Below are 14,349 nucleotides of genomic sequence, written 5' to 3' on the forward strand. Positions count from 1 at the left end.
TTGACTCTTCTAGTGACTTTCTCAAGTAAAGCACCCTTTGGCTGAATAAGATTTATGTATTCATTCCCATCTATCGCTTAATTGTTCTTATTTGTCCACGATGATTAATTTCGTCTTCCATAACGTGAAACCACAAGTATTAATTATTATAAGGCACACCATTATCCCACTTGTTTTCCTCGAATAACCAGCTATCTTGTTTTGATTTCAGATATGTTAGTGTATTTTCTCTAACTTGTGATAATTCATTCAAATAATAATCTAAAGATTGCTTTTTTATTCCTTCCCTTGCTTTGTCTCCAAGTTCTAAAGAAATTCGCCACTTTAGATATTCACTTTCAGTTAAATCTCTTTTTTCAAACGAGATAACTTGATGAACAAACTCCATCGCTGCAATATGTGATAAGAGAGAACCAATAGTGTTTGAACTACCGTTTGGTAAGAAATCTAAATCACTTTGGTTATTTCGCTCAATGTAACATCTCTTGTATGTTCAAGCATTGTTACAAGCTCTCCAATCTTATTTGAATAGTTTTCTCTTGAAAATATTCTATAATCTATCATATATATCCCTCCAATTTATGTAAAATAATGATATAATTTAATTGAATATAAAGAAAAAGGAAACCTGTTTTTATCAGTGTTACCTTATCCAAGACTAAATTTTACCCATACATCATTTTTTTGATGTAGCTCTTGAAGATAAAAACTATTTAATTTTCAAGGAACAGTTATTAACTTAAAACTTATTATACGAGGAGGGTGTATCATGAAAAAAATATGCTTTGTATTAATTGTCGACGCTGGTATAAATTATGGTTCAATATTTTCTCTACCATTTTTAAGGAAACAGGATGATTTGAAGGGATATTTTTCTGAGTATTATGATGTTTCAATTAATTACATTAGGGATAAAAACTCAGTTGACTATTTGGTAGTTCCCAAACCGTGTCCAGCTTTTGATAATGAAAATAATCTTCCAATAATTGAAGTACCAGCAATCTTATTTATGGAAAAGAATTTTGAAAAAATAAAGACTTATATAGACAATTATTTTTCTAATAACTCATAAAGGGGTCCCACCCCACACCCATCAAGCTAAGAAAAGCAAATATCCCAAAATAAAAAACGAACTGAATTCTCATAGACAACTAACTGTGGAGAGATAAAATTTTTGTTGTGGGGGTACTCAAAATATTAGCTTGATGGGCATGCGGCAGGACCCCTATAAGATAAAAATGATTAATATAAATGCAATGAATTGAAGAATTAGAAAAAAAGTGGTTGTTCTAAAGAATTAATATCATGTTGTTCCATTTATTCTCACTCCCTTTATTTATTATATTAATATAATAAATTTATAAGCGGAAGAGTCATTTCTATAAAGTACCAAAAATGTGATATGAAAGGGGTATTGGAAATTACAAGAACTAACGCGAACTATCATGTAACGTAACATATTATTATAAAATTAGTAAAAAAGGTTCGCCATGAATGGCGAACCTTTTTATGCGTTATAGCCGAATAATTTTAAATCTTCCCCTGAGTCTGAAATGATCTCTTCGAACTGCAATCCTACTTTTTCTAAAAGCTTTTCTGAATTGATGTTATCAATAGTAGTAATGGCTACAATTCGTTTCATACCTAGGTTCTGTACACCGTAGTCTATTACAGCAGAAGCGGATTCAAAACCATATCCCTTTGAACGGAATTTCTCTAAAAAGGCAAAGCCGATATCAACATCTTCTAATGAATCTCTTTTAATAAGTCCGCACATACCAAGTGGAGTGAAATCTTCTTTTCGCTCTACTAAGTAAAGACCAAAGCCCATTTTATTATACATATCAACTGGTCCGTTTAAGATGTATTTTTTTGCATCGTCTAAGTTTTTAATCCTTTTATCACCAATAAACTGAATCCATGCAGGATCGTTTACTAATTCTAGAATAAATGGGGCGTCTTTTATATCAAACCAGCGAAGAACGAGTCGTTCAGTTTCAAGAACTATCAATCCATTGCACCACCTTTAATAGTTATAACAATTAGTATGGGTTGCGAAATACAAAAGTGCAACATATTTTAATTATGCTCTACTTGTTCACATAAAGTTCGTTTGTTTTGTATAAAGGGATATTTTATAATTAGAATTGATTGTAAAGAGTGAGATACTTATACAATGACTCCTAGGTAACTAGGAGTTTTTACTATATAACTATCATTATTACTAAATATGACACACTACACATTCTACTCAAGGAGGTACATAATGAAGAAATTATATAATGCATCGTTTACGTATTTGATTATCGGTTTATTATCAGGGATTTTCGCTAGGGAGTATGGAAAGTATAAGGGGATTGTAGGCTCTACTTTGTTAAATCTTTTGCATACACATACACTTGTACTCGGCTTTTTCTTCTTTTTAATTGCTTTAGGATTAGCAAAAGTATTCGCGTTTCATGAAGCGAAAAGTTTTAATAAGTGGTTTGTTTTACATAATATTGCATTAATTTTAATGTTAGGTTCATTGGCAGCGAGAGGGCTGCTTCAGCTAAATGGAGCGGACTTTAAAGGGTTAACTTATATTGTAGGATTTTCCCATTCGTTAATGGCAGTTACTTTAGTTTGGTTTATGTTGTTAATAAAGAAGTCGTTTAAAATATAGTTTTATAGAAAAGAACTTGCAGCAATTGCTGCAAGTTCTTTTTGTTTATTCGAAAGTAAGAAATGAATTTTGTATATGTAAAACTTGAATTATTTAATTTTTCGGATTATTATGTATAAAACCCTTAACATATTTTGTAATTCTAATTTATAGAAAGTAGGAGTGTGTACGATGGAGATAACAGTAGAACGTTTAGTAAATGAACTAAAGGGTGTACTTCCCGAAGATCGAGTAGTTGTGAATACGACAGTAAGAGAGTTACATAGTAAAGATGAATCTTATCATACTAGTAGTTTACCTGATGTAGTTGTTTTTCCGAAAACGACCGAAGAGGTTAGTAGAATAATGAAAGTAGCGAGTGAGCATGGAAAACCTGTCGTTCCTTTTGGGGTAGGTTCTAGTTTAGAGGGACATGTTATTCCATATGAAAAAGGAATTACAATGGACTTTTCGCTTATGAATAAAATACTCGAAATAAGAGAGAAAGATTTCCTTGTAAGAGTACAGCCAGGAGTGACTCGCTCTCAGCTTAATAAAGAATTAAAAAAGTATGGATTGTTTTTTAGTGTAGACCCAGGTGCAGATGCAACGTTAGGTGGAATGGCTGCCACAAATGCGAGCGGAACGACAGCAGTTAAGTATGGGGTAATGCGTGATCAAGTTCGTGATTTAGAAGTCGTTCTTGCTGATGGGGAAGTAATACATACTGGAAATTTAGCAGCGAAGTCATCATCAGGTTATCATTTAAATGGTGTTTTCGTAGGATCAGAAGGTACGCTTGGATGCTTTACAGAGTTAACATTAAAAGTATACGGCATACCAGAACATGTTATGGCTGCGAGAGCATCGTTTCCAACTATAAATAATGCAGTAGAAGCTGTTATTAATATACTACAAGCGGGTATTCCAATTGCAAGAATTGAACTTGTAGATGAATTATCTATGAAACAAGTAAATCATTATAATGAAACAAGTTACAGAGAAGAGCCTACACTGTTTTTAGAGTTTCACGGTAATGAAGCAGGGCTAAAGCAAGATATTGAATTTACGAAGGAAATTGTTTTTGATCATACATGTAAAGAAGTTGCTTTTGAAACGGAAACTGCAGCGAGAAATAAATTATGGGATGCACGGCATAACCTAGCATACGCTTACGTTCATAGTTATCCTGGTAAAAAGCTTATGAGTACAGACGTATGTGTACCAATTTCAGAATTGGCTGGGGCAATTCAACATGCGAAAGAGACATTAGATAAGGTTGGCCTTGTTGGTGGTATTCTTGGTCATGTAGGAGATGGGAATTTCCACGTGCTCTTAATGGTTGATCCAAACGATAAAGAAGAAGTGGAAAAGGCGGACGAAATAAATGAAAGTATCGTTTTATATGCTCTTAAACGAGGGGGAACGTGTACGGGAGAACATGGCGTTGGAATCGGAAAACGGAAGTATCAAGAAGAAGAACATGGGGCGGCATTACTCGTAATGAAAAAAATAAAAAAAGCTCTCGATCCGCAAAATATTTTGAATCCGAATAAAGTTTTTCAGTTGAAGGATAGGGGATGATGGGGTGAAAGTACTAGAAGCGATAAGTAATATAGCTGGAAAGTATTTTGCATTTTGGGTTATTTGTATTGCAGCTATTGCATATTTCATTCCTGGACCATTTCTCGGGTTAACTAGTTACATAACGATTTTACTCGGAGTTGTCATGTTTGGGATGGGATTAACATTAAAGGCTGTTGATTTCAAAATCATAGCTACAAAACCATTGCCAGTTATTATCGGTGTATGTGCTCAGTTTATTATTATGCCACTTGTCGCATACGTACTAGCCTACGTTATGAATCTGCCAGCTGAATTAGCAGCTGGATTAGTGTTGCTCGGTTCAGTACCGGGTGGCACTGCATCAAATGTTATGGTTTATTTAGCAAAAGGGAACTTAGCGTTGTCTATTGCAATGACGTCATTATCAACGTTACTAGCACCAATTGCTACACCTCTTATTTTATTATTACTTGCGGGACAATGGATGCCAGTGAATGCTATTTCTATGTTTCTTTCTATCGTACAAGTCATTATCATACCTATTATTTTAGGATTAGTAGTGAAGAAGTTTTTCCCTACAACTGTTACGAAAGGAATGACTGTTATTCCTTTAATATCAGTTGTAGCAATTATCATTATAGTTTCAGCGGTGGTTTCAGCGAATGTAAGTAGCATTACTTCTTCAGGTCTTCTTATCTTTATCGCAGTTATGCTCCATAATGCATTTGGCTTTTTACTCGGATATATAACAGCGTTCGTACTTGGACTAGACGAAGGGACAAGAAGAGCTATTTCAATAGAAGTAGGAATGCAAAATTCAGGATTAGGTGTTGCGCTAGCAACAGCACATTTTGGACCAGCTGCCGCACTCCCAAGTGTATTAGCAGCAGTATGGCATAACATTGCAGGACCGATATTAGCAACCATCTGGTCAAAAAATGCAAAGAATACTTTCAGTGATGAAAATGTATCGGTAAATATAGAAAAATAGGAATGATAAAGAATGCAAAAACGTATTGTACATTTTGAAGGACTTGTTGTTTTCTTAGCTACGATTTATACGTATTCGATATATGAATTTAGTTGGATTATATTTTGGGTATTCCTTTTAGCACCGGATTTATCAATGTTAGCGTACGGTATAAATAATCGTGTTGGTGCTAACATTTATAATTTATGTCACACATATATTATATCTATATTAATAGCTATCATAGGTGTCTATTTTAAGATAGATACCGTTATAATGATTGGGTTAATATGGACAGCGCATATTGGAATGGATCGAATGTTTGGATATGGATTGAAATATGAGACGGATTTTAAGGATACTCATATTCAAAGGTTGTAAATTGTATTGGGAAGAGGGATATATTGAAACAGAGAATTACTATCGAAGAATATAACACCAAATGGGAAAGTGAATTTAATAAATTACAAACTATTATTAACGATGCAATGGAAGAACTTGTTTTATCCGTTGAACATGTGGGAAGTACAGCTGTTAAAGGACTTGTAGCAAAACCAATATTAGATATTGATATAGTAATAGAAGATTATGAAATTTTTCATGAAGTAGTAAAAGGGCTTGAAACTATAGGGTATTACCATCAAGCAGACTGGAGCTTCGAAGGAAGAGAGGTATTTGGCAGAAAGAACGCTTTCGTTCCATGGAACGGGGAAAGTACAGTTTGGATGGAACATCATTTGTATGTGTGTGACAAAAATAGCGAAGAGTTAAGAAGACATATAGCGTTTCGGGATTACCTTCGTGAACATGAAGATGTTGCTGCTGAATATGGACGCTTAAAGAAAGAGTTAGCAAGAGAATCGAAAAATAGAGCGAGCTATAGTGAAGGTAAGACGGCATTTATTACAAGTATACTGAAGGAAATAAACTAAGGTCGCATTGAGTACATGCGGCCTATTCTTTTTTTATTGAAAGCTGCCATTGTAAAACAAATACAAACTGGCCCTGTTGATTGCTGCAATTACTAAATATAATAGGAAATAAAATAGAAAATACCGGAAAAGAGGGAGCTTATGTACATACCAAAATATTTCGCAATAGAAGATGAAAAGATGAAGTATGAGATAATGGAACAAAATAGCTTTGCAACGTTATTTTCTCAACATAATGGAGAACCATATGCAACGCATTTGCCGTTGTTATTAAATAAGGAGACTCTAACTTTACATGGCCATTTCGCACGTCCAAATGAACAGTGGAAAGATAGTGGGAATCAACAAGTACTCGCTATATTCCAAGGGCCACACAGTTACATTTCGCCGTCATGGTATGAAACAAACAATGCAGTACCAACATGGAATTATGTTGCAGTGCATGTATATGGAGAATTGGAAATTGTTGAGGATGAACAGGAATTAATAGATTCTCTTCAAGATTTAGTACATACATATGAAAATCCAAAGAGTACCTATTCACTTGATGATGTAGATCCGAATTATATGGGAGGATTAAGTAAAGGGATAGTTGGTTTTAAAATTAAGATTAGTAAAATAGAAGGAAAAGCGAAGTTAAGTCAAAATCATTCTGTGGAGAGGCGGAAATTAGTTGTGGAGGAACTTGAGAAAGTGGGTAGTGAGGGGAGTAAAGGGATTGCGAAGTCGATGAGAAGTTTTTTATAATAAGTAAGAGGGGCGATGAAAGAATCTTTTAATTTTATCAAAAAAATATGGGTTTAATAATGAGGGAGTGAGTATATTAGTCAAAGCATTTAGAGTTGAATGATATTAAATGAATTCCCACTAAAAAGAAAGCTGTGTTTATATAAGCTTCTTTTTTAGTGGGAATTGCAAAAGTATTTCATAAAAGCTTATAAAAATCAACCACCACCGTCGCCTTCTGATAACATAACTCTTTTTATGTCAGAATTTTCAGATGAAGTGTCACTTACTACATTAGTTGTTAAAGTTAATAGAGTGATAATTCCCATCAGACTCAATAGTATTTTTTTCATTTTAAAGCTCCTTTCTCAAAAGATTTTTGTCTTGCTTGTAATGCTAAATAAAAATATTCACTTGCTTTAGAGTGTTGATTTTCTTCATGAAATTTAGTTGCTAGAGTTTCATAATACTCTTGAACATTATCATATAGCTCTTCGTTATTAAAATAAGAAATTCCTGCTAGAATTACTTTTTCTAACTCTTCAGCTGGTGAATTATTGTTCATTTCTCTTAAAATGAAATTACGATGTTGATATTCTTTTTGTTCTAATTTATTACAAATATTTATTCCTTTTTCAATTAGATCATGAGCGATATCAGGCTGATTTATTTTGTAATGTTCTTTTGCTTTAACATAGATAGCTTTATAGTGAGTTGGAGACTGTTCAACAACTTCCGAAAGATAACGAATAGCTAAAGCGGAGAGATTTTGTGTTGCATACATCCATCCTAAGTTGTGTCGAACCATTAAAATAAATCTTTTTTCGCTGATTTTTTGGAATTGATCCATTGCAGCTGTAAAGTGCTCTTCGGCTAGTTCCCATTCTTTTAAATATGTGCAGGCTAGGCCTAAAATGTTATCACAAAAAGCCGTATTCAGTTCATATCCAGATTGATTAGAAAACATATCTTTAGCTTTTGTTACTTCTTTGATAGCTTGAAGTGCTTGTTGATTATCGTAGTAAGAATACCCTAGTTTATAATAGAATTCCGCCTTTTCAAGTTCATCGGGAACATATTGAAGCGAAGCTTCGGCTTTATAATAATGCTCTTTTGCTAGTACATAGTTTCCGACTGCGTCAGAATGAATTGCTTTAAAGAAATGGTAGTAATATGATAAGAAATTATTTGTTGGGATTTCAAATGATTCAACTTGATTAAAACTAGCTTTAGATACACCTAAGTTATCAATTAAATAGTTATAACGAAAGTCTAATAAAGAATAATAAAGCAAAAGATTTTGATCTTGTCCAATCTCTTGAGAAGTAGTTTTTAATTCATTGATTTTAATATCTATTTGCTCTTTAAGGCGAGTTGCATTATTTATATGTCTAGATCGTATTTCTATGTACCATTCATTTAACAGTTGTGTGATTTGTTCACTTTTAGTGGATGTAAACATAAAAGTTCCTCCTTTTTTTGAATATTCTTATAAAATATAATAACAGAAATGATACTACTTAAAAGTGGAAATATTATTTCTCAACATTTGTTAAGTAAGTTTATTATTAGGGTAATCGGAATAATTGGTATTATGTTTTGTTTCATTTCATAAAGAAAAGAGGAAATAGTTATTCTAAAATAGAAAAAATATTTTGTTAGGGGTACAAATTATACGTTGGAGTATAATTCCTTCATTCGTGAATGGTGAATAAAATAAAAATGTGCCTTCAATAATTGAAAGCACATTAAAAGATATTACACAATCAAGTCCCACAAAAAGTACGATAAGGACGATTCGTCGGTACAGGTGGAACGCAGTATTCTTCTTGCTCCGTAGAATACGCGTAAGGATTTGATAGAGCTTCAAGAAGTTTCTCCATTACGCTATAGTCGCCATTTGTAACAGCAGCTTCTAGCGCTTCTTCTACACGGTGGTTCCTTGGGATAATTGATGGGTTATTATTTTTCATCATTTCATAGGCGTTTTCTTTCGATTCTTCTTGTCTTTCTAATCGAGATTGCCACAGTTTGTACCATTCTTTAAATTCTGGACTTTTAAATAGAGCTGTATTTTCGATCGTATCGAGAGTTAATGAACGGAATGTATTTGTGTAATCCGCTTTATATTTCTCCATCATTTTTAAAAGTTGCTCAATAAGAGAATGATCTTGTTCCTCGTTATTAAATAGTCCTAATTTCTTCTTCATTCCAATGAACCACTGGTTTTCATATTGTACGCTAAATTTTGAAATTTCGTCTTGAGCAATTTTTAATGCTTCTTCTTCAACTTCATGCAGAATTGGTATTAAAGATTCCGCTAATCGCGCCAGATCCCATGCGGCCATATATGGCTGATTTCCATATGCGTAGCGACCTTGTGTGTCAATAGAGCTAAATACGGTTCCTTGGTCGTAATTGTCCATAAATGCACAAGGGCCGTAATCAATCGTTTCACCACTAATTGTTATATTGTCAGTGTTCATTACGCCGTGAATAAATCCAACAAGTTGCCATTTTGCGATAAGACTTGCTTGTCCTTTAATGACTTCTTGTAGTAATGAAGTATATCTGTTTTCATGAGCTTCAATTTCTGGATAATGTCTTTTTATCGTATAGTCAGCTAGTGATTGAAGATCCTCGATAGAACCACGAGCTGCAGCATATTGGAATGTGCCAACACGTATATGACTGCTAGCGACTCTAGTTAAAATGGCTCCAGGTAACTTTGTTTCACGATATGTTGGCTCGCCTGTTGTGACAACTGCTAAACTGCGGGTAGTTGGAATATCAAGTGCATACATTGCTTCGCTAATAATATATTCACGTAGCATCGGACCGAGTGCAGCACGACCATCACCGCGGCGTGAATACGGAGTAGGGCCAGAACCTTTTAGCTGAATGTCAAAACGTTTACCTGAAGGAGTAATTTGTTCACCAATTAAAAGAGCACGACCGTCGCCTAACATATTAAAATGTCCGAATTGATGACCGGCATATGCTTGAGCTAATGGATGAGCGTCTTCTGGGAGAGCATTACCGGCGAAAATAGCGATTTCGGCTTCTTTCTTCAGTTCTTCAGGATTAAAGCCAAGAGATATTGCTAATGAATGGTTTAGTTTAACTAACTCCGGTGAACTTACGGGAGTAGGGGGGATGTCTGTATAAAATGATTGTGGTAAAGTAGCATAACTATTATCTAAATTCCAACCTACTTCATTATTTTTAGTCATTTTATCTCCTCCTTTTTGTATTTTAAATTATGTATTTGTACGTATGTATTCTTTGTAAAGTTAACTAAAAGTATAATATAATATTTCCCCTTGCAATCTATTGTAAGGACTTCATTGCACTATGTCTATTTAACAGCAAATATAAAAACTCCATTTTAAAAAAATGGAGTTTTTATTATTACTTAATCTTTACAATTATTTTTCCTTTTGCTCTTCCAGCCTCTGAATATTCCATTGCTTTTTGAGCATCTTCAAAAGGGAAAACTCGATCGATTACCGGTTTGATTTTTCCATCTTCAATATAATTTGCGATAGTACGTAATTGATCCCCACTTGGCTTCATAAATAAAAATGAATATTGTGCATTATGCTTTTTTTCAAGAGCAGTAATTTTTTTGCTTGCTAATGAAAATAAGAGTGTTTTAAAAAATCCTGAACCAAACTCTTTACCGAAACGAGCATTTGGCATTCCTGAAACGGAAACAATGTTGCCACCGCTTTTTATAATATTGAATGATTTTTCAAGTGTTGTACCGCCGATTGTATCAAATACTGCATCATAATCTTTTAGTATTTCTTCAAAATTCTCTGTTTTGTAATTAATAATTTCATCTGCGCCAAGAGACGTTACTAAATTCGCGCCAGCTTCACTAGCAGTCGTTGTAACAGTGGCACCCATTATTTTTGCTAACTGAATTGCGAAAGTACCAACACCACCAGATCCAGCGTGAATTAAAATCTTTTGTCCTTTTTGTAAGTGCATGATGTCATGTAGTGCTTGATATGACGTTAAGCCAACGAGAGGGATCGATGCTGCTTCTTCAAAACTTAAATTTTTAGGTTTTAAAGCTATATCATCCTCATGAATGGCTATATATTCCGCGAAAGTACCGATTTTATTTTTTCTTGGGCGTGCATATATTTCATCACCGACTTTAAAGTGAGTTACTTTTGATCCAACCTGCACGATGACACCGGAAAAGTCATTCCCAAGGATTAGGGGCATTTCATATTTAAGTAACATCTTCACTTTTCCATCGCGTATTTTAAAATCAATCGGGTTAATACTAGCTGCATGAATTTCTGCGAGCACTTCATACTCATTTATTTCAGGAGTAGGTACCTCTGCCATAAGCATTGGAAATTTCCCATATTTATCAATTATCATTGCTTTCATTTCTTATACCTCCAAATTTCAATAAAAGTTGTGCAATAGCTTTTCAATATCTAATACAAGATTTTTTAATACACCTAATTTTGTACGTATATCAATATAATAAAAGTTTTTTGTACCTTCTTTTCGCATTAAAATAATACCGGCTTCTCGTAAAATTCTAAGGTGATGTGATACTGCTGGTCGAGAAAGGTGTGTTTGTTTCGTAATTTCTCCTACACGTAATCCGGTTTGACATTCCGTTTCCATAAGAACTAACAAAATAGCTTGACGTGTTTCATCGCCAATTGCCAATAATACTTTTTGAGAATCAATAAAATCTTTTTTTATAACATTTAATTGTTCTTGTTTATTCATTTCAATCACTTTACCTCCTGGTAATTAGTCGAAAGGTTTAAGATGATGAACCATTACATCGATACGGTAATGCTACATGATTGTTGTATGAGCTGCAATATTGGGAAAGAAAATCGAGACGAATGAAATTTTATGTGTTGAAAATGGTAGGGGATAGAAAAGGATAGCATATTAAAATGGATGAAGTTTTAAAAATAAAAAATGATTTAATAATACGTTGTTTATAAATGATAGAGGGTAAGGATTTTTAAAAAATAAGCGGTCGTAACCCCTTATAACTTTACAGGGTTACGACCGCTTATAATGTTTTTATTATTTTGGTGTTTACTAAAGTGAGTTGTTTCGTTCCACTCTTTCATACATGCATAATGCAAGCAGATTATAGATATATGAAAAAGTAAAAGTAATTTGGGGCGTAATCTATCTATATGATAATTTAAAATGAAATATAAGTCTATATCTTTGTTGTTTTTTTGATTATATTTATGTCACTGAGCTCAGAACAATGATGTGGAGGGTAAATATATGAAATCGAATGATGTACCAGTTTTAATTGTTGGAGGAGGATTATCAGGATTAGCATCTGCGCTATTCCTTGCAAAACATAACATTAATTATTTACTGCTTGAAAGGCATCAGTCTACTGCAATTCACCCGAAAGCAGGTGGAATCACTTTTCGTACGATGGAGTTATTTCGAGAATTGGGTTTAGAACAAAGAATTAGATTGGCGGGTAAAGCGTTAGAAAATTGCCGAGGAAGAATAGCAGTTCATACAATAGCTGAGGCGAATAAGGAAGAATTGGCACAAATGAGGGCGAATCAGTATGGAAACGATGAAAAGTTACTTCAAAAAATAGAAGGGATTAGTCCATCAAAACAAACGGCTTGTTATCAAATTATTTTAGAAGAGATGATGTTACAAAAAGCGAGAACATTAGGCGGAGAATTATCTTTTTATCATGAATTAGTTTCTTATGAACAAAATGAGCACGGAGTAATAGCAACGATTCGGAATCGTGAAACGGAAGAAGAAAGTATTATTCATTGTGACTATGTAATTGCAGCAGATGGAGCGAATAGTAAAATACGTGAGCAACTAGGGATAAGTACTGAGGGACGAGGTACAATCGGTGGCTATTATATGAATATTTATTTTGAAGCGGATTTAAGTGTGTTTATACAAGGAGATGCATTTGGTTTTACTATGGTACTTCATCCGGAAGTACTTGGTGCGCTTATACCAGTTGATAACGAAAGAAAATGGATTTACCATGTATCCTACGATCCATTAAAAGGAGAGGGACCAGAGGATTTCACTATAGAACGCTGTAAACAAATTATTCAAACCGCAATTGGAAGCACAAATGTTGAGCCAGAAATAGTAAGTGTTTTACCGTGGGAAGCGACTGAAAGTACTGCTACAAAATTTCAAGATAATCGCATTTTTTTAGTTGGTGATTCTGCCCATATTATGCCGCCAACTGGAGGATTTGGTTCAAATATAGGCATACAAGATGCGCATAACTTAGCTTGGAAATTAGCGGCTGTTATAAAAGGGAAAGCAAATCCAAAATTGTTAGAAACATATCATAAAGAGAGATATCCTGTTGCAAAATTAACGACAGATTATGCGAGTAGTTTACTGTTTCATGCGGCGAATAGAGAAGAAGGTAGTTTAAATAATATGGACGGTTTAGCTGTTACAGTTGGATATCAGTATTGTTCAGAGGCGATTATAGATGACTCAGTCACTCCACATAGAATGGATAGCGTAGAGTTGAACGGGAGACCTGGAACGCGAGCGCCACACTTTTTTGGAACATATGATGGGAAAGAAATTTCAATACTTGATTTATTGGGTAACGATTTTGTATTACTTACTATAGCAGAAAATCGTACTTGGGCTGAGTGTGTACAGAATGTTTCATCTACATTAGGAATAAATATAAAATTTTATAGCGTTGGTTTAAGGGGAGACTTTATTGCTCAAGAAGATATTTTTAGTAAATTATATGGGATAGAGAATGGAGGAGCTGTATTAATTAGACCAGATGGCTTTATAGGATGGCGTTCGGAAAAAGAGGTAGTAAATCTAGATGTAGTGCTTGAAGAGGTAATGGTTAATTTATTATGTGATTTTTAAGTAACTAAGGAAGTATTGTCTTTTATAGGACGATACTTCTTTTTTTAGCTTAAAAAATAAAGATTGTGTAGTGAAGAGACATTATTATTATAAAAATATATGTAAATTAATTCTCTTTCTTTTTGTTGTTATTAGAATTTTTTTAGTTTTTAGATATAAGTGTTGGCAATTACTAGATTGAATCATTTTTTTATTGTATTATATTTCCTAGAGATTACATACTACATTACCTCTAGCCGAAGTAAAGCAAATAGACGATGTAAAAAGACATATTTTATCACCAAAAGAATTTCTTAAAGATTGATTAAAATTAAAAACAAGTGCTTTAGGCTATGCAGCAATTGGGGTTGGTACAACTGCTGTAAGTGCCTTTGCGGGAGCCAAAGCAGGTGCATTGGTTGGAACTTTTTTGGGAGGTCCAATCGGAACTGTTGCTGGAGCTTGTATTGGCTTTGGTGTTTCTATAGGAGCTAGTATAGTAACAGATGGAATTAAGTTTAACAAAGGTGATTGGAATCATGATGGTAAACAGGATTCGATAAAAGATAGAGTTAAATCTGGAATCGGAGCAGTTTTAGATAAAATTTTTTAGTTTTTGGGAG

The 14,349-nt window shown here is 33.8% G+C and carries 14 protein-coding genes and 2 pseudogenes; 9 read left to right on the plus strand and 7 right to left on the minus strand.

Annotated features, from left to right (window positions below):
* Positions 1 to 70: 70 nt before the first annotated feature.
* Positions 71 to 564, minus strand: a pseudogene (locus tag QEP67_RS09995) (DinB family protein).
* A gap of 205 nt (positions 565 to 769) precedes the next feature.
* Between QEP67_RS09995 and QEP67_RS10000 the strand changes: the two are divergent.
* Complete coding sequence (locus QEP67_RS10000; protein WP_000717601.1) at positions 770 to 1,072, plus strand: hypothetical protein; 303 nt, start codon at positions 770 to 772, stop codon at positions 1,070 to 1,072.
* A gap of 435 nt (positions 1,073 to 1,507) precedes the next feature.
* Here the strand turns inward: QEP67_RS10000 and QEP67_RS10005 are convergent, their stop codons facing one another.
* Positions 1,508 to 2,011, minus strand: coding sequence for a GNAT family N-acetyltransferase (locus QEP67_RS10005; RefSeq protein ID WP_048565932.1), 504 nt, complete (start codon positions 2,009 to 2,011; stop codon positions 1,508 to 1,510).
* A 255-nt stretch (positions 2,012 to 2,266) separates the two neighbouring features.
* Here QEP67_RS10005 and QEP67_RS10010 point away from each other — a divergent pair, with 255 nt between their 5' ends.
* From QEP67_RS10010 to QEP67_RS10035, 6 genes are all read left to right on the plus strand, one after another.
* Complete coding sequence (locus QEP67_RS10010; RefSeq protein ID WP_000737899.1) at positions 2,267 to 2,665, plus strand: DUF2871 family protein; 399 nt, start codon at positions 2,267 to 2,269, stop codon at positions 2,663 to 2,665.
* A gap of 171 nt (positions 2,666 to 2,836) precedes the next feature.
* Complete coding sequence (locus QEP67_RS10015; protein ID WP_000406953.1) at positions 2,837 to 4,228, plus strand: FAD-linked oxidase C-terminal domain-containing protein; 1,392 nt, start codon at positions 2,837 to 2,839, stop codon at positions 4,226 to 4,228.
* A 4-nt stretch (positions 4,229 to 4,232) separates the two neighbouring features.
* Complete coding sequence (locus QEP67_RS10020) at positions 4,233 to 5,201, plus strand: bile acid:sodium symporter family protein (RefSeq protein ID WP_000865830.1); 969 nt, start codon at positions 4,233 to 4,235, stop codon at positions 5,199 to 5,201.
* Positions 5,202 to 5,213: 12 nt separating this feature from the next.
* Positions 5,214 to 5,561 (plus strand): DUF4260 domain-containing protein, encoded by a 348-nt coding sequence (locus QEP67_RS10025; RefSeq protein ID WP_001172043.1) that lies wholly within the window; start codon positions 5,214 to 5,216, stop codon positions 5,559 to 5,561.
* Positions 5,562 to 5,584: 23 nt separating this feature from the next.
* On the plus strand, positions 5,585 to 6,112 hold the full coding sequence (locus QEP67_RS10030; protein WP_000813618.1) for a GrpB family protein: 528 nt from the start codon (positions 5,585 to 5,587) through the stop codon (positions 6,110 to 6,112).
* A 141-nt stretch (positions 6,113 to 6,253) separates the two neighbouring features.
* Positions 6,254 to 6,859 (plus strand): FMN-binding negative transcriptional regulator, encoded by a 606-nt coding sequence (locus tag QEP67_RS10035; RefSeq protein ID WP_000275779.1) that lies wholly within the window; start codon positions 6,254 to 6,256, stop codon positions 6,857 to 6,859.
* 197 nt (positions 6,860 to 7,056) lie between these two features.
* On the opposite strand, the gene QEP67_RS10040 is transcribed toward QEP67_RS10035, so the two are convergent.
* The 5 genes from QEP67_RS10040 to QEP67_RS10060 all read right to left on the minus strand — a co-directional run bounded on the left by QEP67_RS10040 (position 7,057) and on the right by QEP67_RS10060 (position 11,611).
* Positions 7,057 to 7,191: a hypothetical protein gene (locus QEP67_RS10040; RefSeq protein ID WP_000722387.1), complete on the minus strand. Its 135-nt coding sequence runs from the start codon at positions 7,189 to 7,191 to the stop codon at positions 7,057 to 7,059.
* A complete protein-coding gene (locus QEP67_RS10045) occupies positions 7,188 to 8,300 on the minus strand; it encodes a Rap family tetratricopeptide repeat protein (protein WP_000495320.1) in 1,113 nt (370 codons plus the stop codon). The genes QEP67_RS10040 and QEP67_RS10045 overlap by 4 nt, the downstream gene beginning before the upstream one ends.
* 304 nt (positions 8,301 to 8,604) lie before the next feature.
* On the minus strand, positions 8,605 to 10,071 hold the full coding sequence (locus tag QEP67_RS10050) for a protein adenylyltransferase SelO (RefSeq protein WP_000164934.1): 1,467 nt from the start codon (positions 10,069 to 10,071) through the stop codon (positions 8,605 to 8,607).
* A 178-nt stretch (positions 10,072 to 10,249) separates the two neighbouring features.
* On the minus strand, positions 10,250 to 11,248 hold the full coding sequence (locus tag QEP67_RS10055) for an NADP-dependent oxidoreductase (protein ID WP_000646394.1): 999 nt from the start codon (positions 11,246 to 11,248) through the stop codon (positions 10,250 to 10,252).
* Between the two features lie 18 nt (positions 11,249 to 11,266).
* Positions 11,267 to 11,611: a metalloregulator ArsR/SmtB family transcription factor gene (locus tag QEP67_RS10060; protein WP_000571880.1), complete on the minus strand. Its 345-nt coding sequence runs from the start codon at positions 11,609 to 11,611 to the stop codon at positions 11,267 to 11,269.
* Positions 11,612 to 12,127: 516 nt separating this feature from the next.
* Between QEP67_RS10060 and QEP67_RS10065 the strand changes: the two genes are divergently transcribed.
* Positions 12,128 to 13,747: an FAD-dependent monooxygenase gene (locus QEP67_RS10065; RefSeq protein ID WP_000839988.1), complete on the plus strand. Its 1,620-nt coding sequence runs from the start codon at positions 12,128 to 12,130 to the stop codon at positions 13,745 to 13,747.
* 220 nt (positions 13,748 to 13,967) lie between these two features.
* Positions 13,968 to 14,339, plus strand: a pseudogene (locus QEP67_RS10070) (type VII secretion protein); the annotation flags it as partial.
* Positions 14,340 to 14,349 lie beyond the last annotated feature (10 nt).

It is taken from the genome of Bacillus cereus group sp. MS39, assembly GCF_040448665.1.
GTDB lineage: Bacteria > Bacillota > Bacilli > Bacillales > Bacillaceae_G > Bacillus_A > Bacillus_A wiedmannii.